The organism is Serinicoccus profundi, from assembly GCF_008001015.1.
Classification (GTDB): domain Bacteria; phylum Actinomycetota; class Actinomycetes; order Actinomycetales; family Dermatophilaceae; genus Ornithinicoccus; species Ornithinicoccus profundi.
This window is the reverse complement of the sequence record NZ_CP042862.1, coordinates 1-24,856: the sequence shown is the minus strand read 5'-3', so window position 1 is coordinate 24,856 and position 24,856 is coordinate 1. Positions and strand designations below refer to the sequence as shown.

The following is a 24,856-nucleotide window of genomic DNA, read 5'->3' as shown; positions in this document are numbered from 1 at the left end:
AGCACCGGCCCGTGCTGAAGTAAGGAGGACCAATGGATGGTGCGTGGCATGAGTACCAGCGGTGGGCGGAAGCAATTGCGGAAGTCGTCTATCCGTTCAGAAGCGAGGCCGTACCCGCGTATCTTGACGTGGAGGAGGAGGACCTCCACGACATCGCATCAGCAGCGGGATGGGAAGGACCGGCAAAAGAGGGTCTGCGGGACGCTGTACTCGGGGTAACCGTGTTGGAAGGCAAGTTCTCACTGACTCGGCTAGCCGAGCAGGCATCGAGATGGCGCAGATCCCTCACTCAGGATCTGCCGCCACCCTGGCTGCCATTCCAAGCCATCACCGTGCTGGCCGCGGAGGCGATGGGAGCCGCCGACGACGGGTTCAACCAGAACAACTACTACGCGCGGCTCTGCACCCTGCTCCGGGCCCCTGCGGACTCCCAGGAGGTCCGCTGGGAGTACACGCACCGAGCGGAACAGATGTGGGGAGACCTGAACCGCTGGCTCGAGGGCCTTGAAGGACGCCGAGGTACGCCCACCGCCTACTCGCTGTCCTACCGCTACGTTGGACTGCCGCTCTCGCAGGCTCTCGTTCGTGCCGGCGACAGGCGAAAGTTCCCTGTGTTCTTCGTGCAGTACGGTCTGCCAGCAGGTACAGAACTGGCTCCCGAGGCGGTGGAGCGCTACCTGGACGCATGGTTCGGAAGCGAGACCTGTCCGATGTCGGCGGCGTTGCAAAAACTGTGGCAGAAGGGCTCTGCGCGTGAACGCATCTCGGCGGTCGCGGCTGTCGAGCTAGCAGGTTGGGACGGTACGGTCCTCTCTCATGAGGCTGGCAGCGCGCCGGCTCTGCAGCGGATCGGCTTGATGGCGCAGCTCCGTCGCGGATTCATGGGGGAGAGTTTGGACCTCGCACTCACCCTAAGAGCCGCTGCTGACGACACCTTCGGGGCCGGCGTGCTCGTCGAGGGTGAAGGCGGAGAATGGATGCCCGTCGGTCTCGTCCCCGCTGTCGCGAACGTGTGGCGCACCAGCTACTCCAGCGGCATCGATGTGAGTTCGGTGCTTGAAGGTGTGGTTCGTATGAAGCAAGCCGAACGCCCAGAGAGCCTGCTCACGCATCATCCACGCAGCATCGTGCCCCTCGTGTTCGACGAGCTTCAGGCAGCCTATGTAGAAACAGAACGCCTACAACTGAACGTCGAAAGTATGCTCCTCGTGCGGGCGAGCATCAAGGGAGGTGCGCTGGTGACGGGGGTCGAGAAGGCGCTCAGAAGTTGCGCGCGCCCCGGCTTCGCAGTTGTGACGTCAATGGACGGGCTCCCATCGGGCTGGACCTTGATCGCCGGTGTCCAACTCTTCGGTTCGCCGGGGCCCGGCACCTACAACGAGCTAGTGCCCCTGGCTCGCGACCAGCTCACAATCGCTGGCGGAATGCGGATCCCGTCGCGTATTCGAAAGTGGTCGGTTGCATCGCCTCCGGAGGTGAGGGCGTCGGTAGAATCCGATACGGAACTGAAGATCGTGCTCTCTGACGCCGAGAACCTCAAGGACGAACTGCACTCCTGGACGGCAGAGGGGGGCGCCCTGGTCGTGCCGCTGACGGACGCGAGACTCGCGATCGGGGACTACAGCCTCGCCCTCTACGCAGGCAGCGCCAAAGCCCCGCTCCAGCGAGCAACCGTACGTCTGCGCTCAGCGGACGAGGTGGACTCGGCATGGAGCCTCGCGCCCCGTCTTGTGTACGACCTATCCCAAGAAGGCGGTCCGATCGGCGCTCTTTCAGCACCAGAGATGGATCCGGACGGAGTGCCCGACGTCTTCATTGATGGTGCTCTCGCCGTCGGTACAACCCCCTGGCTGCCCGATGAGCCTACTACGGCGCCGAGACGTGTCGACTGGTCCTCGAATCATGCGGCCTCTGCGCCCCCTATCGTGAGGGTGGGGGCTGCGGAGCCTAATTCCTGCGTCATCACCGGGGCCCATTACTTGGAATACCCCACATTCATGGGGGGCTGGCAGCCGAAGTACATCGCAGGGGTCTGCAAGTTCTGTGGCCTTGCTAAGCGATCTCCCGGATGGATACCCAAGCACGGTCAGAAGAAGAATGCTGACGGTAATGGCATGCACGTCGACGTCGACGCCCTGCCACCGATCGAGACAGACAGCATCAGGCTCTGGGACGCGGCGCTCGATGCGCTGATGCATCTTGGTGGTGGTCCCGCCGAGGCTCTTTCTACGGTTGCCTCTCAGATTGATGGCAGCGCGCTCTTCACAAGCGCTTTCCCGATACGGATGGAACTCCTTGGGCATATCGCCGTCGAGCGGTCAGAACTTGGTGCTCCGCAACGGTGGGAGATCTCGCCATCTTGTCTGGTGGTTAGGGGCACTAGGTGCCTAGAGCTCGTGGGGTTTTGGCCGGAGGCCAGCGTGGCTGAACTGCTGGATCGTTTCGCTGCTCCAGGCTTGCGATTACGAGAGGAACGAACCGAGGACCAGCCGACACGTCGGCTGCTCGAGGGCATCGAAGTCGGGGCCGTCGAGGTGGACCCAGAGCCCGGATGCGTGGTTCATGATCCATGTACCAGTCTCCTCAACGCCTTGCCTGCTCTCTCTGCTGTCGCCGGGGCCTACCCGCGCGTGCCCATGCCGGGATTCACCCAGGCAGAAAGGTTTGACGTGGCATCTGCCTCGTGGGTCCAGACGAGTGACGTCTCGCACCCTGGCGCATACCGCCTAACCCGAGGGTTTGAGCGCATTCATGTGTTTCGTTCGGAGGCTGACGTGATGCGGCGCTCAACGATGCAAGGGCCCGTGCATCTGGTGAAGTACCTGGCTGCAAACGCGTTGGGCCGTTCGTTGGTCGCCTATCTGCCCAAACGCCAAGGCGTCATCGTGCCGCTGGGCTGCGATCTGCCTGGACTCTACGGCCGCGCCGTCGTCCTTGCCAGCGGGACGCTGCCTCGACAGATGCGCCTTACGGGGGAGAACAACCGCCGGTGCCTCTTGTACCCATCGATCACACCCCAGCAGGCGGACCTGCTCGTCTCCCTTCTCACCCGATAGGTGGCAGTCATGGAGCCCACAAACCCAAAGCGCCTCGCCGATGAGCTTCGGAACGCATACCTCCGGTACTTCGACACTGCCTTCTGGTTGGCGGACGAGTCCCTCATGTCGGAGCGGCGCGCACTGCTCGAGCAGCCGGGAGCCTTGGTGGGTCAGGTGCTGCTCGAGCCCGTGGTGCCGTATGCGAACATCGAGCCGATGCTCGACGTCTGCAGGGACGTTGGGATAGGGGCGGAGACGGCACGACGAGTAGCCGAAGCGGTGTTCCCGGGTGTCGACCCACCGGCCTTAAGGCTACGCCAGCACCAGGCGAACGCCATTCGGAAGACCCTCGATCCCCGGCACGGCCGGAATGTCGTCGTCACTTCCGGAACCGGCTCCGGCAAGACGGAGTCCTTCCTCCTGCCGGTGCTCCTCCGCATCGTCGAGGAGTCGAGGAAGTGGGGCAGTCAGTACAGCGGCAATTGGTGGTGGTCGGCCGCCGATCCGCAATGGACTCCCATCCGACACGCGGAGACCCGGCCAGCGGCGATGCGGACGATCATCTTGTACCCAACCAACGCCCTCGTTGAGGACCAGATGACGCGCCTCCGCCGCGCGGTGCGCGTGTTGCGCGAGCAGGAGCCACAAACGCCCATCTGGTTTGGTCGCTACACCGGCATAACCGAAGGACCCGGGCGAAAGCCTGGAAGCAAGGCAGCAGCTCAGGCGGTTGCGGCCAGCCTGCGACAACTTGAGGCGGAGCACGCCGCCCTGCTGCAGGCAAACGAGGAGGCCGAGAAGGCGGGCTCGCCCGAGGACTACATCGACCTCAGCCAGTTTCAGGATCCCCGATCCGGGGAGATGCTAACCCGGTGGGACATGATCGCTAGCCCGCCAGATGTCCTTATCACGAACTACTCGATGCTCAACACGATCATGATGCGTGAGTTCGAGGCACCCATGTTCGACCAGACCGCGGAATGGCTCCGCTCGGACGGTGAGAACGTTCTCACGCTGGTGGTTGACGAATTGCATCTCTACCGCGGAACGCAGGGCAGCGAGGTAGCGATGGTCGTCCGTTCTCTGCTTCGTCGGCTCGGCCTGGATCCCACGTCGCCACAACTTCGGGTCATCGGTACGTCCGCGTCCCTCGACGCCACACAAGACGGCCTGACCTACCTCGAGCAGTTCTTCGGTGTGCCAGCCGAGTCGTTCGATCTGGAGCCGGGTGAGCAGGTGAGGCTTGAGCCTGTTAGGCCGCTAACGCGACATGAGGTCGCGGACTGGTCTCGTCCGGTCGACGAGGTGTCTCGACTCGTAGCGACACAGTGTGCGGAACAGGGCACGGGCCGTCTGCGAGCGACTGATCTCGAAACGGTTGCCGAACGGATGTTCCCCGACGAAGAAGATCGTGACGATCTTTTGGCACAAGTGCTTGAGAGACTCGCAACATTTGAGCCGGATGAAGGCGCTGACGGAGGGACGTTCGTTCCCGTTCGCGCGCACCTGTTCGTCAGGACGCCTCGCGGGATCTGGGCATGTTCAAACCCAAGTTGTTCAGGCGTCGAGACTGCTCCAGGGCGGGTGATCGGGGCGCTGTACACCACGCCTGCCAATACCTGCACGCACTGCGGGAGCCGCGTCCTGGAACTGCTGTACTGCTATGAGTGTGGGGACGCTTCCTTGGGTGGCTTCGTGCTCAGTGAGCAGGGAGACCAGACCCTCCTCGGGCCGACCCCCACGACCGAAGGTCAGAGCGGGAAGCCCGTCTTCCTCAGGGCGCGAGACCAGTTCGCTTGGTACAGACCCGGTCTGTTGCCGCTGGGCAAGGAGTGGAGCGCGCACGGTCTCAAGTTCGCGTTCAAGGCCGTCAACTGGGAGCCCGCCCTTGGCGTTGTGGATGACGCACATGCGGGCAGTCCAAGCGGCGTGGGGGTATCCGTTGGCAATGCTGAACAGGCGGATCGCGTCCCGGCACTGCCTACCCGTTGCCCCTCATGCGGCTTCGATGCGAAACAGCAGGACGGCGAAGCTTTCAAGGCGGGACGAGTCCGTTCTCCTATCCGGGCTCACACCTCCGGACTCGCGGCAGCTACGGAACTGTATCTGTCCCAGTTGATCCGCTCTCTCGCCGAAGGACGTGAGGGACGGGACGCGATCACGGACGCGAAGACGATCGTCTTCACTGACAGTCGTAACGACGCAGCGCGCACTGCAGCCGGTGTCAGCCGCAATCACCACCGTGACCTCGTGCGTCAGGTCCTGCGGCAGGAGATCACACGTCAACCGGACCCTGAGGCGGTCCTTGATGCCATGAGTGACGACATCGCTATGGCCCAGGGGCTTGGTCAGGCTCGCCTGGGACGGCTTATGCAGAAGATGGGGCAACCCCTAGCCCCGGAACTGCAGTCCGCGTTGGATGAGGCGTACGGCGAGCTGGGCGGAAGGGCAGAGGTGCCCATCGGTGACATGTTCGCGCGAATGACCCGGGTGCTGGTTGCACTTGGGGCGAACCCTGGCGGAACGAGTCCGTGGAACCGCCACCTTGAGGAGGGTCACCACGCTAAGACACCTTGGTACCGAGCTTTCCCGCCGCCATCACCAGGCGCCTGGCCGAAGCCACCGGTCGTCCAAGGTCAGGAGAAGTTACTGCGTCACCTTCGGGCGTCGGTTGTTGAGGCCTTCTTCGACCGGGCTCGCCGAGACCTTGAGTCGGTAGGAATCGCACGGCTGGGTATCGCCGGGCTTCCGGCCACAGAGGGGCCCCTCGACGACGACAGGCAACCGGAAGTCCTTTCCTCAGTGATACGCATCCTCGGCACTCTGAAACGGTACGAGGAGAGCAACGCGGGAGGGGTTCAGCCAGAGGCAGTGCCTCCACCTGGCGTGCGCCGCTATCTGGAAGCCGTAGCGGCCCACCTTGGGGTGGAGGCCGTCGACGTCATCGCCCAGGTGGAGCGCCTCATGTCATCACCTGCCGGTCTAGAAGCAGTCGCAGGTTGGCTCCTGAAGACTGCCAGCGCGACAAGCACGCTGGTTGTTGTCCCGGGCGATCGAGCACAGTGGCGCTGCACGGCATGCAACTACGTACACCTGCAAGCCAGCGCTGGCGTATGCGCAAACCGGCAGTGCCACCGACCAGCCCTCGTGAGGGAGGACCGGGACGAGGAGCTCACCGACTACTACGCATGGCTCGCTCATCAGCCGCCTCGGCGGATGGCTGTGGCCGAACTCAGCGGACAGACAAAGCCCGTCTCCGAACAGCGGAGCAGACAGCGTAGATTCAAGGGGGCCTTCACCCTCAACGAGCACCGACTGCCAGATGAGCTCGACGTGCTGTCGGTCACCACGACGATGGAGGTCGGAGTGGACATCGGCTCCCTGCGCGCCACGATGATGGCCAACATGCCGCCGCAGCGCTTCAACTATCAGCAGCGAGTTGGCCGAGCCGGGCGCGGCGGCCAGGCATTCAGTTATGCCCTGACTCTCTGCCGCGACAGAAGCCATGACCAGTACTACTTTCAACGCGCTGACCGCATCACCGGGGACCTGCCGCCTCAGCCCTTCCTTGACTTGACTCGACGCCGGATTGTCCAGCGAGTGGTCGCTGCTGAAGTTCTCAGGGAGGCTTTCAGAATGGTGCCTGATAGCCCCAGATGGAAGTCAACGAGCAACCACGGAACGTTCGGGCAGATGGAGGAGTGGCACCGGTATCGTGGGTCAATCGCAGGATTCCTTTCCGACGAACGGTTGGTGCGTCCTATTGCTGCACGGCTTTCCGCACTCACGCCGCTCTCGACCCGAGATGTCGACGAGATCGTGGATTGGGTCCGCCACAAACTGGTCGCCGAAGTGGACAAGGTCGTGGTCAAGGAGAGCGGCACGGCGGACACGGAACTCAGTGCCGCCCTGGCGAGGTACGGCCTTCTGCCGATGTTCGGTTTTCCCACGCGGGTGCGAAACTTATGGGACACGACCATAAAGAGCACTTCGTGGCTGGAGACGCATACTGTTGCGGACAGGTCTCTTGACATGGCAATCTCCTCCTTCTCGCCCGGCGCCGAGGTAGTCAAGGACGGACTGGTGCACACAGTGGCGGGCTTCGCTAGCTACCGACCGGCAGGAAAGTGGGTCGAAGCGCTGGACCCGCTGGGATCGCCTAGAAGTCTCGCGCGATGCGAGCGATGCGGACGCAGCGACCTCGATCCAACAGGTGAACACTGCAGAGCCTGCAACGAGGTCTTCACACGGCTCGCCGTCTATGAGCCGCGCGGCTTTCGGACGACCTATCGTCCTCGTCCTTACAGCGATGACACTGATATGCCATCTGGCGCGGGATCGCCCGAACTGTCGCTCGATGGAACCTCACCCGAGCCGTACGAACTTCGTGCTGTCGACATCCAACTATTCGAGCAAACGCGCCTAGTGACTGTGAACGACAACTTCGGGCGCGGGTTCTCCTTCACCAAGGACAACGACGGCACCGTGCTCGCTGCACAGGGCCAGCCGGGCGCAGCGACCATCGACGCTATCGGCGAGATTCGCGTCACGGATGCGCTCGTGATCACTCCGAAGCGGTTGAATCTGCCCACCGGTGCTGTGGGCCTGCGGGAGCAACCGTCTGGGCGCGCGGCCTACACGTCGCTTGCCGAGCTCATTCGCCGCGGCGCGAAGGATGTCCTCGACGTTGACCCAAGTGAGCTGACGGTTGGTCTGATCCCGGTCCGGGTTCCACTGACAGCCGTCGACGAGCCGGACGCGAAGTCCCAAGTGGCAGCCGCCCTCTATGTTGCTGACACCGCGGAGAACGGTGCCGGCTACGCGGCCGAGCTCGGCAGGCCAGAGGTTTTCGAGCCGCTCCTGATCAAGACGCTGTCAGACGCCATCCAGCGGTGGCAGATCAGTCCCCATGGGAAGGCCTGCGACCAGTCCTGCCCCAACTGCCTCCGCTCGTACGACAACTCACGTCGCCATGCATTCCTGGACTGGCGACTTGCCCTAGACCTCCTGGAACTCGTCGCCGGAGAGCCCCTGACAACTGACCGGTCACTGCCCACAGACCTCGTAGCACTGGAACCGGCGGCGCGGGCGCTAGGCGGGGCAACGACCACAGTAATTGGCGGCATCCCAGCGGTAACGCGGAACGACTCGTGCGTACTGCTTGCGCACCCCCTCTGGCGGCTCGAACTCGACTGGTTCACGGATCAGCAGGCGGAGGCACACGTCCTCGCGACGAATTCATTCGAGCGGGTCGAGTGGCACGACTTCCGCATGTTCCGTCTGAACCCGTTGGCGATCTGGCCCGCTCTCGCGTAATGGCGAGCAATGATCAGAACCTGTGGATGGCTCTCGGCGGGGTGACGTGAAAGTGGCGTACCTCCCGAGCAAGATCTGAAGCCCATACAAGTTCTGATCAGGGTCGGCGTTGGAGCGCCGGCTCGGGAAGGTACGCCCATGCTCAAGGTAGTCCAGGAGAACACCGAGTCCAACGTCGACGCGACCGTGCACGGTGGGTCGTTGCTCGATGAGATCGTGCGTGACGGCGCCCGGCAGATGCTCGCGGCCGCGCTGCAGGCCGAGGTCGCGGCTTACGTCGAGCGGTTCGCCGGGGAGGTCGACGAGCACGGTCACCGGCTGGTGGTCCGCAACGGGTACCACGCACCCCGAGAGGTGACCACGGCCGCCGGCGCGGTCCCGGTGCGCCAACCGCGGGTCGACGACCGCCGGATCGATGAGGCCACCGGTGAGCGGAAGCGGTTCGGCTCGGCGATCCTGCCGGCGTGGGCCCGTAAGTCACCGCAGATGGCCGAGGTGCTGCCGCTGCTCTACCTGCACGGTCTGTCCTCCAGCGACTTCGGACCGGCGCTGACCCAGTTCCTCGGCACCTCGGCCGGACTGTCGGCCAAGACGATCACCCGGCTCACCGAGCAGTGGCAGGCCGAGGCCCTCGCCTTCAACCAGCGCTCCCTGGCCGGGACCGACTACGTCTACGTGTGGGTCGACGGGATCCACCTCAAGGTCCGCCTCACCCAGGACAAGGTCTGCCTGCTCGTCATGGTCGGGGTCCGCGCCGACGGCACCAAGGAACTGATCGCCCTGGACGACGGGCACCGGGAGTCCACCGAGTCCTGGGCCGACCTGCTGCGCTCGTGCAAGCGCCGGGGCATGGCCGCTCCGGTCCTGGCCGTCGGCGACGGCGCCCTAGGGTTCTGGGCCGCGCTGCGCGAAGTCTTCCCCACCACCCGCGAGCAACGGTGCTGGTTCCACCGGATCGCAAACGTGCTCAACGCCCTGCCCAAGTCCGCCCAGCCCGGCGCCAAGGCCGCGCTGGCCGAGATCTGGAACGCCGAGGACCGCGAGCACGCCGAGGCCGCCGCCAGGGCGTTCGCCGCCGACTACGGCACGAAGTGGCCCAAGGCGGCCGCGAAGATCACCGACGACCTGGACGTGCTGCTGGAGTTCTACGACTACCCGGCCGAGCACTGGGTGCATCTGCGTACGACCAACCCGATCGAGTCGACCTTCGCCACTGTCCGCCTCCGTCAGCGCGTCACCAAGGGTCCTGGCTCGCGCGCCGCGGGCATCGCGATGGCGTTCAAGCTCATCGAGTCCGCGCAACGACGCTGGCGCGCGGTCAACGCCCCGCACCTCGTGGCCCTCGTCCGCGCCGGCGCCACCTTCGAGCGCGGCAAGCTCGTCGAACGACCCGAGGAATCAGGACGCCAGCAAAACGTCGCATGACACGCCGATCCACAGGTCTTGACAATTACTCCGTAATGGCTAACTCAACGCACTGTCCTCACCCCGAGGACAGAGGCCAGGTATCCGCCTCTCTCGTGCGGGCCTTCGACCAATGTCCGCTGCGCGCAGGCTTCAGTTGGGACTTGCGATACAAGTCTCTGCGACGCACGGGTCTTCGCGCCGCGCTAGGAATCGCGGCGCACGCCGTCGCGGCGCGTTCGGGCACGGGCGTCGAGTTCGAGTCGGTATGGGCGGAGGAGACCGCGGCGGCGATGGAGGGCCTCAGTGCCGACTGGGGGCCCGCCCGGCCGCCGTCGGTGAAGAACTGGCCCGGGTCAGCGATAACAAAAGCCAGACTTCGCTCAGTATGGGATCCCACACTGAAAATGCGGGCCCCGGCGTTCGTCAAGGGTCAGAAGCACAGCAACAGTCATCCCGCACTTCCGTGGCGCGAGCGGTGGTTGGCGCCGACTGGGTCGGGGTTAGTAGGCAGACCCGATCTGGTGGAGCGAGTGGACGGGATCCTGCGAGTTGTCGACTTGAAGACTGGGGTGCTTCAAGGCGCCATCACTGGTTCGCAGCGGCGGCAGTTGCTCCTCTACTGCGCTCTAGTGGGCCACATGTTGGGTGAATTCCCCACACGGGCCGCTGTTCAGACGGCCGACGGTCAACTCGAGGAGTTTGCTGTCGATCCCTCGGAGATCGACGCTGCTGAGAACCACGCCCGTTACGTGCTCGAGTCTCTCACCGCTGCCGCGCAAGGAGCACATCTCGAGGCGCGGCCCGCGGAGAGCTCGTGCTCCACGTGCCCGTTCCGTGTGGTGTGCTCTGCCTTCTTCGACGCGTACGAGCAGGATTGGCGCTGCCCGCCGGCGCGCCTAGCACGTCTAAGATCAGTCGTTGCCGGCCAGAGCCACTCCGTCTGGGACGTTGAGGTCCTAGCGCCCGACTGGGCAAAGGGGCACAGCCGCTGGGTCGCCTTTCCGCTCCCGGCCAGCGCCTCAGTTGGTCAGAGGTGGGCTGCTAGCGACATTGAGGGGCGGGGCGGCGCCGCTATGGCCCGATGGAACACGCTGGTGGCGCCGTGGCCAGAGACCTGACCCGCCCCCCTTGGAGGGGACACGTGCTTGCCCGACCTCGTCTCCAGGTTCGCCTGCGGGGCCAAGGCAGCGTCTCCGATACATGCTTGGGTGTGGCCGTGGTCGGCCCGGAAGGCCGGCGCGAGCTCGAGAAATGTCTGTCCGCCGCGTCCAGGCCTGGGTCAACGAGCCTGCGAGTGCGCTGCCAGTGCGATCCACGCCACGCGGCGGACAAGCGCGAGCCTGCTGGTCTCGCTTGACGTTGGACCCGTGCGTGGCGATGGCGGTGCTGCGGCACAGCAGGATCGCGATGACGATGGAGGTCTACTCCCAGGTCTCGTGTCAGGCCACGCGCTAGGCACTGCATCAGCTCGGCGGACGGCTGGGGGATGAGACCGGCCGGGTAGGCACGCCGCCACCGGCCCGACGAGGTGTCAGCGCAGGTGGCTGGCCCCGTTGAGGTCGAGGACCGCCCCCGAGGCCCACTCCGCCCGCGGGTCGGCGAGCGCGAGCACGGCATCGGCGATCTCGTGGGGACGGGCGACCCTGCCGAACGGGCTCTGCGCCCGGGTGGTCGCCGCCTGGTCCCCTGCCAGCGCATACCCGGCCATCTCCGTCTCGATGAAACCCGGTGCTACCGACGTCACCGCGATTCCGTGCCGGCCCAGGCGCAGCGCCATCGACTGGCCGAAGGAGTGCAGGCCGGCCTTGCTGGCGCCGTAGGCCGGGATGTCCGGCTCGCCCCGATAGGCGCCGCGGCTGCCGACGTTGACGATCCGCCCGACGGGGACGCCGTCGGCAGGCGGCACGTCGATCATGTGGCGGGCCACCTGCCAGGTCAGGTGTGCCGGGCCGAGCAGGTTGGTCTCCAGGGTGCGCCGCCAGATCTCCACCCACTCGGGGTATGACGTCTCCTCCAGCGGGTGGTCGCCGCGCCGGCCCCTGCCCTCCCATGGGGCGGTGAGCATCGCCGCGTTGTTGACGAGGACGTCGACCCGGCCCAGGGCCCCGATCGCCTCGTTCGCCAGCCGCTCGACGGCGTCCGGGTCGGCCAGGTCCGCCTGGACGACGGCATGCCCGTCGCCCGGGAGGGATCGGCATACCTCGTGCGCGGCCGTCTCGCTGCCCAGGTAGTGGACGACGACCCGGTCGCCCCGTGCCGCGAAGGCGCGAGCCACGGCGGCCCCCACGCCACGGGAGGAGCCGGTGACCAGGACGCCGCGGGAGGGATGGGAGCTCATGCTTGCATCCTGTCACCCCTCCTCAGAGAGGCTGCCGCATCTGCCTGGCTAGCGGGGCAAGACGAAGGCCCTTCCCGCATACCGGGAAAGGCCTCTGACCTGTGGTGGAGCCAAGGGGACTCGAACCCCTAACCCCCTGCTTGCAAAGCAGGTGCGCTACCAATTGCGCCATGGCCCCTAAGGTATGCAGTTTGTGCCGCGCCACGTTGGCTCCCGTCATCCGGGAGTCGAGCTCGGCGGCCGGTGGGTCCTACTGACCCGGCTGGCCGGGGACGTCGTCCGTGGCCTCGGCCCACAGGTCGCGCTCGGCCTGCTGGTCCTGCATCCGCTTGAGGGCGACCAGGCCAGCCGCCGCAGCGGCCATCATGAGAAGACGCTTCATCTGGTCGATCAACTCCTGATCTCGGCGACGACGCCTGTGGGTGGTGGGCCTAACTGGACTTGAACCAGTGACCTCTGTCTTATCAGGACAGCGCTCTAACCGACTGAGCTATAGGCCCGGGTGCGTGCGACGCACGCGAGGATCGAGATTACCCCACACCCTGGAGCCTCACCAAAACGGCCGGTCCGGGGCGCGAGGCCGGTCTCTCACTCGTCGGAGAGCGTCACCTGGGCGCCACCGACGAGGGCGGCGCAGATGTTGTAGAGGAAGGCCGACAGGGTGGCCAGCGCCGTGAGCAGGAAGACGTTGAGCACGCCCAGCACGGCCGACAGGGAGATCACCCGGCTGAAGCCGAGGTAGTCGGTGAGGTCGATCGTCGGGCCGCTCGCCTCACCGCTGGTGATCTGGGTGAGGAAGTCGTTGATCGTGGAGAAGACGTTCATCCCCGACAGCACGGTCCACAGCACGGCGACCATGACCACACCGGAGATTCCCAGCGCCACGGACACGAGGAAGCTGATCTTGAGGACCGACCACGGGTCGATCCGCTGGGCGGTGAGGCGCACCCGGCGCGGGCCGCCGCGCCGCGGAGCCGGCCGGCTCGGCGGTCGGTTGCCCGAGGTGCGCGCCGTGCTCCGGCGGCACCGTCGCGGGAGGCACCCCGCGCGGTCGGCGCGGGGCCGCGTCCGGCGCTGGCGCCGGCGGCCGAGCCGGAGGCCAGACCGGCGGTCGCGCCGCGCAGGGCCCGCGCCTTGCGGGCCGCGAGATCGCGGCCCTGGGCGGTGCGGGCCAACGCACCGTCCTTCATCTTCGCCGCCGCCGAGCGGTCGTCGCCGCCGTCGTCACCGCCGGCGGCGCCACGAGCGTCGCCGCTGTCGCCATCGGTCCGTCCGGAGGGCCGCGAGGAGGACGTCTCCTCACCCCTCGCCTTCGGGTGCACCTGCGTCTCGTCGGCGGAGGACGAGGTCGACCCCGACGGTCCCGGAGTGCTGGTCATGCGCCGTCTCCCTCAGTGCTCTCGGTCTCGCCGGTCTCAGCGCTCGACGACGGGCTGTCGTCGATCTGCTCCGACGGTACGCCATCGGTCGCGGGAGCCGAGGCATCCGCGCCGTCGGCCTCGGTCGGGGCGGCCTCCTGGAGCTCCTCCTCGGCGGCGGCCTCGGCGTTGCGGGCGACGGCCACGATGGAGTCGCCCTTGCCCGGCCGGGCGAAGATGACACCACTGGTGTCGCGCCCGGTGACCCGCACGCCATTCTCCCCGCCGACGCGCGAGCGCACGACGTTGCCGCGCTCGGTGAGCACGAGCACCTCGTCGGTCTCGTCGACGAGCAGCGCCCCGACGACCTGACCGGCCTTGTCGCTCGCCTTGGCCACCTTGATCCCGAGCCCGCCACGACCCTGCTGGCGGTACTGCGACACGGGGGTCCGCTTGGCCATCCCCGACTCGAAGACGACGAAGACGAAGGGATCGGGTGCCCTGCGCCACGACCTGCATCGCGAGCAGCTCGTCGTCGCCACGGAACTTCATCCCCGTCACGCCGGAGGTCGCCCGTCCCATCGGGGCGCAGCGTCTCGTCGGCCGCCGGGAAGCGCACCGACTGGCCGCCCCGGGAGACGAGCAGCACCTCGTCCTCGCCGGAGGCCAGCCCGGCACCGACGAGCTCGTCGCCCTCGCGCAGGTTGACCGCGATGAGGCCACCGGAGCGCGGGGAGTCGTAGTCGGTGAGCCGAGACTTCTTGACGAGGCCGTTCTTGGTCGCCAGGAGGAGGTAGGGCGACTGCTCGTAGTCGCGCAGCGGCAGCACCGAGCGGATCTTCTCGTCCGGCTGGAAGGCCATGAGGTTGGCGACGTGCTGCCCCTTGCCGGTCGGGCCGGCCTCGGGGAACTCATACGCCTTGGACCGGTAGACCCGCCCCTGGTCGGTGAAGAAGAGCATCCAGTGGTGGGTGCTCGTGACGAAGAAGTGCTGCACGACGTCGTCGGCGCGCAGCGCCGCGCCGCGCTTGCCGCGCCCGCCGCGGTGCTGGGCGCGGTACTCCCGCACCGGGGTGCGCTTGACGTAGCCACCACGGGTGATGGTGACGACGACGTCCTCCTCGGGGATGAGGTCCTCCATCGACATGTCACCGTCGAAGGGCACGATCGTCGTGCGCCGGTCATCGCCGAACTTATCGACGATCTCCGCGAGCTCGGTCGAGATGATCTCCCGCTGCCGCTCCGGCTTGGCCAGGATGTCCTCGAACTCCAGGATCTGCGCCTCGAGCTCGTCGTGGTCGGCCTGGATCCGGGCCCGCTCCAGCGCGGCGAGACGACGCAGCTGCAGGTCGAGGATGGCGCGGGCCTGCACCTCGTCGATGCCGAGCATGTCCATCAGCCCGGTCCGCGCCTCGTCGGCGGACGGGCTGCGGCGGATGAGCGCGATGACCTCGTCGAGCTGGTCCAGCGCCTTGAGGTAGCCACGGAAGACGTGGATCTTCTCCTCCGCCTCCCGCAGGCGGAACTGCGTGCGCCTCACGATGACCTCGACCTGGTGGTCGACCCAGTGCCGGATGAAGGCCGACACCGGCAGCGTGCGCGGCACGCCGTCGACGAGCGCGAGCATGTTGGCGCCGAAGGACTGCTGCAGCTGGGTGTGCTTGTAGAGGTTGTTGAGCACGACCTTGGCGACCGCGTCGCGCTTGAGCACGACGACCAGCCGCTGCCCGGTCCGCCCCGAGGTCTCGTCACGCAGATCGGCGACCCCGCTGAGCTTGCCGTCCTTGACCAGCTCGGCGATCTTCTTGGCCAGGCTGTCCGGGTTGACCTGGTAGGGCAGCTCGGTCGCGACCAGGCAGGTGCGGCCCTGGATCTCCTCGACCTCGACGACCGCCCGCATGATGATCGAGCCGCGCCCGGTGCGGTAGGCGTCCTCGATGCCCTTCTTGCCCATGATGAGCGCGCCGGTCGGGAAGTCCGGGCCCTTGATGATGCCCAGGAGCGCCTCGAGCAGCTCCTCGCGCGTGGCCTCCGGGTGGTCGAGCAGCCACTGGGCGCCCTCGGCGACCTCCCGCAGGTTGTGCGGCGGGATCTGGGTCGCCATGCCCACCGCGATCCCGGCCGAGCCGTTGACCAGCAGGTTCGGGAAGCGCGCCGGCAGGACGGAGGGTTCACGCGTCTTGCCGTCGTAGTTGTCGACCATGTCGACGGTGTCCTCGCGGATGTCGCGCACCATCTCCATGGCCAGCGGGTGCAGCCGGCACTCGGTGTACCTCGGCGCCGCAGCGGGGTCGTCGCCCGGCGTGCCGAAGTTGCCCTGGCCCTGCACCAGCGGGTGCCGCATCGACCAGTCCTGCACGAGGCGCACCAGGGCGTCGTAGATCGCGCCGTCGCCGTGCGGGTGGTACTGACCCATGACGTCACCGACAACGCGCGAGCACTTGTTGAACCCGCGGTCGGGGCGGTAGCCGCCGTCATACATCGCGTAGAGCACCCGGCGGTGCACCGGCTTGAGGCCGTCGCGCACGTCCGGCAGCGCCCGCGAGACGATGACGCTCATCGCATACTCGATGTAGCTGCGCTGCATCTCGGCGTTGAGGTCGATCGGCTCGATGCGGTCGCCGGTCACCGCGGCCTCCAGCGCCGCGTCGGCGCTCTCCATCGCGCCGGTGGCGTCCGGGACCTCGGGGAGGTCGGGGGTCTGGTTGTCGTCAGCCATGAGTCACCTAGGTCGATTCCGGTATGCAGTCAGAAGTGGTGGGTGGGATGCCGCACGTCCCTCGCGTCAGATGTCGCACTCTCGGGGACATCTTCGTCATCGCTCGTTCCTCGCTTGATCCTTAGATGTCCAGGAACCGCACGTCGCGGGCGTTGCGCTGGATGAACGCCCGGCGGGACTCGACGTCCTCGCCCATGAGGATGGCGAAGATCTCGTCAGACTTGGCGGCGTCCTCGACCGAGACCTGCAGCAGCACCCGGGTGTCGGGGTTCATCGTCGTGTCCCACAGCTCGCTGTAGTCCATCTCACCCAGACCCTTATAGCGCTGCACGCCGGTCTCCTTGGGCAGCCGCCAGCCCTTGCTCGCGCCCTCCTCGAGCAGGGCGTCGCGCTCCCGGTCGGTGAAGGCGAACTGGTGCTCGGCGTTGGTCCACTTGATGCGGTAGAGCGGCGGCTGCGCGAGGTAGACGTAGCCCGCCTCGATGAGCGGCTTCATGAAGCGGAAGAGCAGCGTCAGCAGCAGGGTGCGGATGTGCAGCCCGTCGACGTCGGCATCGGCCATGAGCACGATCTTGTGGTATCGCGCCTTGGAGATGTCGAACTCCTCGCCGATGCCGGTGCCGAAGCCGCTGATGAGCGCCTGCACCTCCTGGTTGGCGAGGATCTTGTCGAGCCGGGCCTTCTCGACGTTGAGGATCTTGCCGCGGATCGGCAGGATCGCCTGGTTGTGCGGGTTGCGCCCGCGCACCGCCGAGCCGCCGGCCGAGTCACCCTCGACGATGAAGACCTCGGAGATCGTCGGGTCGTTGGACTGGCAGTCGCGCAGCTTGCCGGGCAGCCCGCCGGACTCCAGCAGGCCCTTGCGGCGGGTCGCGTCGCGGGCCTTGCGGGCCGCGATCCGTGCCGTCGCGGCCTGGACCGCCTTGCCGACGATGTCCTTGCCCTCGCGCGGGTGCGCCTGCAGCCAGTGGCCGAACTCCTCATACATCGCCGTCTGGACGAAGCCGCGCACCTCGGAGTTGCCGAGCTTGGTCTTGGTCTGCCCCTCGAACTGCGGCTCGCCGAGCTTGACCGAGATGACCGCGGTCAGCCCCTCGCGGATGTCGTCGCCGGTGAGGTTGGGGTCCTTCTCCTTGAGCAGCTTCTGCTCGCGGGCGAAGTCGTTGACCATACGGGTCAGCGCCGACCGGAAGCCCTCCTCGTGGGTGCCGCCCTCGTGGGTGTTGATGGCGTTGGCGTAGGTGTGCACGGCCTCGGTGTAGGCGCCGGTCCACTGCATCGCGATCTCGAGGCTGAGCATGCGCTCCTCGTCGGTGTTCTCGAAGGCGATGACCTCCTCGTGCACCGGCTCGCTGCGCTTGGACTTGTTGAGGTAGGTGACGTAGTCGAGCAGACCGTTGTCGTAGCGATAGGTATGCGTGCGGCCCGGCGTCGCGGCGGCCGCGCCGGAGCCCCGCTCGGTGCCGGGGGTGACGCCGTCGTCGTCCGGGCCCTCGCCGTCGATGGGGTCGTCGTCGAGCGCGTCGACGTCGGTCTTGACCTCGTGGGGACGCTCGTCGACCAGCGCGATCGTCAGGCCCTTGTTGAGGAAGGCCATCTGCTGGAAGCGCGCGCGGATCGTCTCGTAGTCGAAGTCGACCGTGTCGAAGATGTCGGCGCTGGGCCAGAAGGTGACGGTCGTGCCGGTCTGCCGGTCGGCCTCGGTGGCAGGGTCGCGCTCGGCGAGCGGAGCCTGCGGCACGCCCAGGTGGTAGGTCTGGGTGAAGACCTTGCCCCGCTGGCGCACCTCGACGTCCAGCCGCTCGGAGAGCGCGTTGACGACCGAGGAGCCCACGCCGTGCAGCCCGCCGGAGACCTTGTAGCCCGCGCCGCCGAACTTGCCGCCGGCGTGGAGCTGGGTGAGGACCAGCTCGACGGCCGGCTTCTTCTCGATCGGGTGGATGTCGGTGGGGATCCCGCGACCGTTGTCGCGCACCCGCACGGCGCCCTCGGCGGTCAGGGTGACGTCGATGCGGTCGGCCTCGCCGGCCAGCGCCTCGTCGACCGCGTTGTCCACGATCTCCCAGACCAGGTGGTGCAGGCCCCGGGCGCCGGTGGACCCGATGTACATCCCCGGGCGCTTGCGGACCGCCTCCAGACCCTCCAGGACGGTGATGGCCGACGCGTCGTAGGCCGAGGCCGTGGCCAGCGACTCCGGCTCACCGGACTCCGCGGGAGCCTCGGGGAGCTCCGGCATGGCCGGCTCCCCGGCGGCGTCGGGACTCGCTCCGTGCTCTGGTCCGGCACTGGACAAGGGGGCTCCTCGGGTGGATGTGTCAAAGACGTCTCAGTCTACCCTTTTCGCACCTCAGATCCGAGTTTCCCCAGGCCTTCGTGCGCCGTGTGCGGCCGTTCAACGCAGATGAGAGCGGAGCGAACCCGGATCAGGCATCCCCCCACGCGGCCGCGCATCTCGAGGCTCAGAGCGCGTCGGCGACCGACCGCGGCTCGCGGCGACCCGCTGGGCCGCCCCGCGTCGATCAGCCGTAGGTGTCGCGGGGGCCCGGACCCTTCGAGGACAGGGGCCCCTTGCGCCAGTGCGGACCGGCCGGGCCCTGCACGACGATCTCGCTCACGAGCCCCTCACCGACGAGCTCCTCGATGCGGGCCAGCACCGTGGACGTGAGCAGCCGCATCTGGGTGGCCCACGCGGTGGAGCGCGCCCGGACGGTGAGCACGCTGCCGTCGAAGGCGATGATCTCGACGTTGTCCGCCACCTGGTCGCCGACGATGCTGCGCCACCGACCGACGACCCCGCCGACCTGCACCTCCCCGGCCCACCCGCGTCCGGCGACCAGCCGCTCGAGCTCGTCACCGAGCAGCTGGGGGTCGCTGCGGGCGCTGCGGTCCGGCTCCTCGCCCGTCACGCCTCCCCGGCGACGACGGGTCCTCCCCGCAGCCCCCGGCCGTAGACCTTTGTCCCGGGCGGTGCGCCGGGCCCGGGCGAGCGCCTCGCGGGCGGCCTCCATCGTCTCCGGCTCGAGGTCGGGGTCGGGCTGACCGGTGCCCTCGGCTCCTGGTCCGTCGCTCACGGCTCCCCGGTCCCCGGCTCGGCGCCCTCCCGGGCGGTGATGGAGCCGAGCACGACGTCGAAGACCTGCCCGTCGGCGCCGAGCAGCCGCTCAGGCACGTCCTCGGCGACGGCTGCGGTGACGAGCACCTGCTCGCAGTCCGCGACGAGGTCGGCCAGGCGCTCCCGCCGCCCTGAGTCCAGCTCGGCGAAGACGTCGTCGAGCACGAGGACCGGGTCGGTGCCGAGGTCGTGGCGCAGGAGATGGAAGCCGGCCAGCCGCAGCGACAGCGCGAGGCTCCAGGACTCCCCGTGGCTGGCGTAGCCCTTCGCCGGCAGCTCACCGAGGCTCAGCAGCACGTCGTCGCGGTGCGGTCCGACGAGGCATACCCCGCGCTCCTGCTCCTGACCCCGGACCGCCTCGATCGACGCGAGGATCGCGGCCGTGAGCTCCTCCCGTGGCGGCACCTCACCGGCCGCGACGGCCCCGGCCGCGGGCAGTCCGTCGGCCAGGCTGCTGCGATAGGTCGCCTCTGCCGAGGTGTCGCTGTCGCTCAGCGTCCGGTATGCCTGGTCGAGGTAGGGCCGCAGGTCGCGCAGCAGCCGCAGCCGGGCATAGAGCAGCGCACCCCCGATCTGGGCCAGCTGGTCGTCGAACACCGCCAGCGTCGACAGTGCGCCCGCGCGGGCCTCCTCCAGGCTCTCACCCGGGGCGAGCCGGGAGGAGCTGCCCCCGCCGCGGCGCCGTGAGGGGTCTCGCCACAGGTGGGAGGCCTGCTTGAGCAGCGCTCCCCGCTGCCGCAGCGCCTTGTCGTAGTCGGCGCGCACCGCCGCCCAGCGCGGTTGCCGGGCGACCAGCAGATCGTCGAGGAAGCGTCGGCGCTCGGAGGGGTCGCCCTTGACGAGAGCGAGATCCTCGGGCGCGAAGAGCACGGTCCGCAGCGTGCCGAGCACGTCGCGCTGCCGCGGCACGGGCGAGCGGTTGAGCCGGGCCTTGTTGGCGCGGCCCGGGACGATCTCCAGCTCGACGAGGGACTCACGCCCCTCGCGCACCACGGTCGCCCGGACGATCGCCGAGCCGGAGGACCCGGCACGGACCAGCGGCGCGTCCTGGGCCACCCGGTGGCTGCTCAGCGTGGCGACGTAGCCGGCCGCCTCGACGAGATTGGTCTTGCCCTGCCCGTTGCGCCCGAGCAGGACGCTGACACCGGGCCCCAGATCCACCTCGGCGGTGGGATAGCTACGGAAGTCGGCGATGCCGAGGTGGCTCAGGTGCACCGTGCGCGGACGCGGGGCTCGGGCTCAAGAGCCGTCGCCGGGACGGGCCTGGCCCTCGTCGTGCTTGGGCTCGGCACCCTCGTGCACCTCGACCTGGTCGGCGTCGCGGGTGTCCTCGTCGTCGAGCATCTTGACGGCGTGACCACCGAACTGCCCGCGCAGCGCGGCCACGGCCTGCATCGCGGGGGAGTTCTCCTGGCGGGAGGCGAAGCGGGCGAAGAGCGCGGCGCTGATGACCGGCATGGGGACGGCGTTGTCGATGGCCTCCTGGACCGTCCACCGGCCCTCCCCGGAGTCGGTGGTGTAGCCACTCACGCCCTCGAGCTCCGGCGTCTCCTCCAGCGACTTGACCAGCAGGTCCAGCAGCCAGGACCGGACGACCGTGCCTCGGCTCCAGGCCTGGAAGCAGCCCTTGACGTCGGTGACGATGTCCTTGGCCTGGAGCAGCTCATAGCCCTCGGCGTAGGCCGCCATGAGGCCGTACTCGATGCCGTTGTGGACCATCTTGGCGTAGTGCCCGGCGCCGACCTCGCCGGCGTGGACGAAGCCCTCCTCGCGGGGGCCCTCCGGGCGCAGCGCGTCGAAGACCGGCATGGCGATCTCCACGTGCTCGGGGCGGCCGCCGCACATGAGCCCGTAGCCGTTCTCCAGCCCCCAGACACCACCGGAGACGCCGCAGTCGACGTAGCCGATGCCCAGCGGCTCCAGGATCGCGTCGAGCTCGATGTCCTCGGTGTACTTGCTGTTGCCGCCCTCGATGACGAGGTCACCCTCGGAGAGCAGCTCCCCGAGCTGCTCGACCGTGGACCGGGTCGGCGCGCCGTGCGGGACCATGACCCAGACGACCCGCGAAGCCTCGAGCTCGCCGACCATGGCCTCGAGGCTGTCGACGTCGCGCAGGTTCTCGTCGAGGTCGAAGCCCACCACCTCGATGTCCGCCCGCCGCAACCGCTCGCGCATGTTGCCGCCCATCTTGCCCAGGCCGATCATGCCGATCTTCATCTGCTGCTCCTTCTGTGGGTGGACGATCAGGTGTGCCGCGGTCAGCCCGCGAAGCGTACCGGCATGAGGACATACCGGTAGGAGTCGTCGGCCTCACCCTCGATCTCGGGCTGACCGGAGATGACGGCTGGTCGGGACGGCTGGGTGAAGGACAGCCGGGTATAGGGCTGGCCGAGGACGTTGAGCCCGTCGAGCAGGAACTGCGGGTTGAAGGCGATCTCGATCTCCGGACCCTCGAGGGTCGACTCGACCGCCTCGCTGCCCTGCGCGTCGTCGCCGGTGCCGGCCTCGATGGCCAGCTGCCCGTCGGTGAAGCGCAATCGCACGGGCGTGTTGCGCTCGGCCACCAGCGCCACGCGCCGGACCGCCTCGATGAAGGACTGGGTGTCGACCACGGCGACCGTGTCCACGGACGAGGGGAAGATCGAGGTGACCTTGGGGTACTCGCCGTCGAGCAGGCGGGTCGTCGTGCGTCGACGACCGGCCTCGAAGCCCACGAGACCGTCGCCGCGACCGGCCTCGCCCAGGGCGAGGTCGACGGCCGCGCTGGCCCCGAGGGACTTCGCGGTCTCGGAGAGGGTCCGTGCCGGGATGAGGCAGACGTGGTCGGCGTCGGTGCTGCCCGGCGACCAGGTCAGCTCGCGCTGCGCGAGGCGGTAGCGGTCGGTGGCGAGCATGGTGATCTTCTCGCCGTTGATCTCGACCCGCACGCCGGTGAGGATCGGGAGGGTGTCACCGCGGTCCGCGGCGATCGAGACCTGGTTGACGGCCTGGGTGAAGACGTCCCCGGGCACCGACCCGCTGGCCTGGGCCTGCGTCGGCAGCTGGGGGTAGTCGGCGACGGGCATCTGGATGAGCGCGAAGCGGCTGGAGCCGCAGGTCAGCGAGACCTTCGCCCCGTCGGTCGACACCTCGACCGGCTTGGCCGGCAGGTTGCGGGCGATGTCGGCGAGCAGTCGACCCAGGACGAGGACCTGACCGCCCTCGGACACCTCGGCCTCGACTGTGACCGTCGCGGAGACCTCGTAGTCGTAGGCGGAGAAGGTCAGGGTGCCCTCGGGGTCAGCCGTCAGCAGGACACCGGCCAGCACCGGCACGGGGGGGCGGTTGGACAGGCCGCGCACGACCCACGCCACCGCCTCGGAGAGCACATCGCGCTCGACACGAAACTTCACGACACCTCGAACCTTCCGGACTTGTGGACTTCGGGGCAACTCTGCCACGAACCCCGCGGTCCCGCTGCAGCACGTCCCCAGGGACGCAGGAGGATGGATGAGGAGAACAAGGTATTCGTCATCGTCATCGGTCCTGTGGATGCTGTGGACAACCTTGTGCCCGGACCCCTGTCGGTGCAGGTGAGGGGTGCCGCGGAGCTCCGTCGTGGGCTGTGCGTCGAGGGTGGACGTCGCGGTGGAGCCAGCAGCGGGGGGTGGGGACGGCTGCCGCCGATCCCCAGGGCCGTCGTCGTCCTGCACCGGCCGTCCCCAGCCTGACGTGCGCGAACGCCCACCTTCTCCACACCTCGTGCACAGGGCCAGGCGGCCTGCCGGAGCACCGTCGAGGGCGCGACGGGAGCAACGGATGTGACGATGGTGAACGCTGAGCAACTACACACAGGGTTATCCACAGGTGTGGACAACGGGGCCGACGCTGTGCGAGGGGCTCGGGGGAGTCAGCGCTGCGAGGCGCGCCGGATGGTGCCGGTCAGCTCGGCGATCTGGTCGTAGAGCGCCCGGCGCTCGCCGATCTGGGCGCGGATCTTGCGCTCGGCGTGCATGACCGTGGTGTGGTCGCGTCCACCGAACTCCTGACCGATCTTGGGCAGGGAGAGGTCGGTGAGCTCACGGCAGAGGTACATCGCGATCTGGCGGGCGTTGACCAGCGTCCGGGACCGGGAGGTCCCGCAGAGCTCGTCGATGCTGATCTGGAAGTACTCCGAGACCTCACGGATGATCGTCGACACGGTGATCTGCGCGGTGTCGCTGCCCGGCACGATGTCCTTGAGGACGTGCGCGGCCAGATCGGCGTCGGCGGGCTGGGAGGACAGCGAGGCGAAGGCCGTGACCCGGATGAGGGCACCCTCCAGCTCGCGGATGTTGGTGGTGATGCGGCTGGCGATGTGCTCGAGCACCTCGTCGGGCAGCTGCATACCCTCCTGCGCCGCCTTCTTGCGCAGGATGGCGATCCGCGTCTCCAGGTCGGGCGGCTGCACGTCGGTGAGCAGCCCCCACTCGAAGCGGCTGCGCATGCGCTCGGCGAAACCCGACAGCCGCTTGGGCGGCTGGTCGGAGGTGATGACCACCTGCTTCTCGCTGTTGTGCAGCGTGTTGAAGGTGTGGAAGAACTCCTCGACCGTCTGCTCCTTGCCCTGCAGGAACTGGATGTCGTCCACGAGCAGGAAGTCGACGTTGCGGTAGCGCCGCTGGAACGCGCCGGCCTTGTCGTCGCGGATGGAGTTGATGAAGTCGTTGGTGAACTCCTCGGAGTTCACGTAACGCACCCGCACGCCGGGGTAGAGCTTGCGGGCGTAGTGACCGATGGCGTGCAGCAGGTGCGTCTTGCCTAGGCCCGACTCGCCGTAGATGAACAGCGGGTTGTAGGCGCGCGCCGGTGACTCGGCGACCGCCAGCGAGGCGGCGTGGGCGAACCGGTTGGAGGGGCCGGAGACGAAGGTGTCGAAGGAGTACTTCGGGTTGAGGCGGGCCTCGTCAGCGGCGCCGGTCACGGCGGGGCCGGCGGGCGTGGCCGGGCGGGGTATGCCGTTGCCGGAGGGCCCAGGAACGCCCGCGCCGGCGGAGGAGCTGGGCTGGGAGGCCGGGCGCGTCAGGGACTCGCGGGTCTGCGCGTCCTCGTCGGCCTCGTCGTCGGCCTCGTCCTCGACCCGCTGGCGGACGTCGTCGTCGACCGTGATGGCCAGCCGGACCTCGCGGTCCAGCTCCCGGGAGAGCAGGTCGACGATCGGCTGACGCAGGGTGGTCTCCAGCATCTCCTTGGTGTGCGGGTACGGCACGGCCAGGAGCACGGTGCTGTCGAGGACACCGACCATCGTGGTGAGGCGCAGGAAGGCCTTCTCCCGTGCCCCCAGCCCTTTGTCCTCGAGCTCTGAGACGACTCTGCGCCACGTGTCGCCCGAGTCGGTCGAGGGCTGGGACATGGGTGGGCTCAGCCCCTCTCGACGGATGACAGCGGTGGTGCCGACAGTCATCCACAAGGTTATCCACAGCATGTGGACAAGGTGGTGGAGGTGTGCCGGAAGCGCCGACGCTAACAAGCGCGGACCGTGGGCCGCAAGTGGTGCTCACGACAATCTCGGCTCTGGCGGCGTGTCGCTGCCGGACACGCTGGCGTCCT

The 24,856-nt window shown here is 67.8% G+C and carries 13 protein-coding genes, 2 tRNA genes and 1 pseudogene; 4 read left to right on the top strand and 12 right to left on the bottom strand.

Annotated features, from left to right (window positions below):
- Positions 1-32: 32 nt before the first annotated feature.
- From FA582_RS00080 to FA582_RS17615, 4 genes are all read left to right on the top strand, one after another.
- Positions 33-3,056 carry a hypothetical protein gene (locus FA582_RS00080; protein WP_010149359.1) on the top strand — a complete coding sequence of 1,008 codons (3,024 nt, stop codon included), beginning with the start codon at positions 33-35 and terminating at the stop codon, positions 3,054-3,056.
- 9 nt (positions 3,057-3,065) lie between these two features.
- Positions 3,066-8,354 (top strand): DEAD/DEAH box helicase, encoded by a 5,289-nt coding sequence (locus FA582_RS00075; protein WP_010149358.1) that lies wholly within the window; start codon positions 3,066-3,068, stop codon positions 8,352-8,354.
- A 138-nt stretch (positions 8,355-8,492) separates the two neighbouring features.
- Positions 8,493-9,779, top strand: coding sequence for an IS256 family transposase (locus FA582_RS00070; RefSeq protein ID WP_147899694.1), 1,287 nt, complete (start codon positions 8,493-8,495; stop codon positions 9,777-9,779).
- Positions 9,776-10,879 carry a PD-(D/E)XK nuclease family protein gene (locus tag FA582_RS17615; protein ID WP_147899693.1) on the top strand — a complete coding sequence of 368 codons (1,104 nt, stop codon included), beginning with the start codon at positions 9,776-9,778 and terminating at the stop codon, positions 10,877-10,879. The genes FA582_RS00070 and FA582_RS17615 overlap by 4 nt, the downstream gene beginning before the upstream one ends.
- A gap of 413 nt (positions 10,880-11,292) precedes the next feature.
- Here FA582_RS17615 and FA582_RS00055 read toward each other — a convergent pair whose 3' ends face one another.
- From FA582_RS00055 to dnaA, 12 genes and pseudogenes are all read right to left on the bottom strand, one after another.
- Complete coding sequence (locus tag FA582_RS00055) at positions 11,293-12,099, bottom strand: SDR family NAD(P)-dependent oxidoreductase (RefSeq protein ID WP_010147286.1); 807 nt, start codon at positions 12,097-12,099, stop codon at positions 11,293-11,295.
- Between the two features lie 102 nt (positions 12,100-12,201).
- A tRNA-Ala gene (locus tag FA582_RS00050) sits at positions 12,202-12,277 on the bottom strand.
- 72 nt (positions 12,278-12,349) lie between these two features.
- A complete protein-coding gene (locus FA582_RS16820) occupies positions 12,350-12,481 on the bottom strand; it encodes a DLW-39 family protein (RefSeq protein WP_237707498.1) in 132 nt (43 codons plus the stop codon).
- Between the two features lie 41 nt (positions 12,482-12,522).
- A tRNA-Ile gene (locus FA582_RS00045) sits at positions 12,523-12,599 on the bottom strand.
- A gap of 88 nt (positions 12,600-12,687) precedes the next feature.
- The gene (locus tag FA582_RS00040) at positions 12,688-13,047 is read right to left on the bottom strand and encodes a DUF3566 domain-containing protein (protein ID WP_051125135.1); all 360 of its coding nucleotides are present in this window, start codon (positions 13,045-13,047) and stop codon (positions 12,688-12,690) included.
- A 427-nt stretch (positions 13,048-13,474) separates the two neighbouring features.
- A pseudogene (gene gyrA / locus FA582_RS00035) lies at positions 13,475-16,176 on the bottom strand (DNA gyrase subunit A).
- A 121-nt stretch (positions 16,177-16,297) separates the two neighbouring features.
- The gene (gene gyrB, locus FA582_RS00030; RefSeq protein WP_010147283.1) at positions 16,298-18,412 is read right to left on the bottom strand and encodes a DNA topoisomerase (ATP-hydrolyzing) subunit B; all 2,115 of its coding nucleotides are present in this window, start codon (positions 18,410-18,412) and stop codon (positions 16,298-16,300) included.
- A 283-nt stretch (positions 18,413-18,695) separates the two neighbouring features.
- Entirely contained in the window at positions 18,696-19,247 is a 552-nt protein-coding gene (locus FA582_RS00025) for a DciA family protein (RefSeq protein WP_010147282.1), read from the bottom strand.
- Positions 19,244-20,503, bottom strand: coding sequence for a DNA replication/repair protein RecF (locus FA582_RS00020; protein ID WP_010147281.1), 1,260 nt, complete (start codon positions 20,501-20,503; stop codon positions 19,244-19,246). The genes FA582_RS00025 and FA582_RS00020 overlap by 4 nt, the downstream gene beginning before the upstream one ends.
- Positions 20,504-20,527: 24 nt before the next feature.
- Positions 20,528-21,505, bottom strand: coding sequence for a phosphogluconate dehydrogenase (NAD(+)-dependent, decarboxylating) (gene gnd, locus FA582_RS00015; protein ID WP_010147280.1), 978 nt, complete (start codon positions 21,503-21,505; stop codon positions 20,528-20,530).
- Between the two features lie 41 nt (positions 21,506-21,546).
- The gene (gene dnaN / locus FA582_RS00010) at positions 21,547-22,680 is read right to left on the bottom strand and encodes a DNA polymerase III subunit beta (RefSeq protein WP_010147279.1); all 1,134 of its coding nucleotides are present in this window, start codon (positions 22,678-22,680) and stop codon (positions 21,547-21,549) included.
- Between the two features lie 497 nt (positions 22,681-23,177).
- On the bottom strand, positions 23,178-24,659 hold the full coding sequence (gene dnaA, locus FA582_RS00005) for a chromosomal replication initiator protein DnaA (RefSeq protein ID WP_010147278.1): 1,482 nt from the start codon (positions 24,657-24,659) through the stop codon (positions 23,178-23,180).
- Positions 24,660-24,856: the final 197 nt, after the last annotated feature.

Coding starts and splice junctions, on each gene's coding strand:
- FA582_RS00080 (WP_010149359.1), top strand. CDS start 33: ATGGATGGTGCGTGGCATGAGTACCAGCGGTGGGCGGAAGCAATTGCG.
- FA582_RS00075 (WP_010149358.1), top strand. CDS start 3,066: ATGGAGCCCACAAACCCAAAGCGCCTCGCCGATGAGCTTCGGAACGCA.
- FA582_RS00070 (WP_147899694.1), top strand. CDS start 8,493: ATGCTCAAGGTAGTCCAGGAGAACACCGAGTCCAACGTCGACGCGACC.
- FA582_RS17615 (WP_147899693.1), top strand. CDS start 9,776: ATGACACGCCGATCCACAGGTCTTGACAATTACTCCGTAATGGCTAAC.
- FA582_RS00055 (WP_010147286.1), bottom strand. CDS start 12,099: ATGAGCTCCCATCCCTCCCGCGGCGTCCTGGTCACCGGCTCCTCCCGT.
- FA582_RS16820 (WP_237707498.1), bottom strand. CDS start 12,481: ATGAAGCGTCTTCTCATGATGGCCGCTGCGGCGGCTGGCCTGGTCGCC.
- gyrB (WP_010147283.1), bottom strand. CDS start 18,412: ATGCCGGAGCTCCCCGAGGCTCCCGCGGAGTCCGGTGAGCCGGAGTCG.
- gnd (WP_010147280.1), bottom strand. CDS start 21,505: ATGAAGATCGGCATGATCGGCCTGGGCAAGATGGGCGGCAACATGCGC.
- dnaA (WP_010147278.1), bottom strand. CDS start 24,659: ATGTCCCAGCCCTCGACCGACTCGGGCGACACGTGGCGCAGAGTCGTC.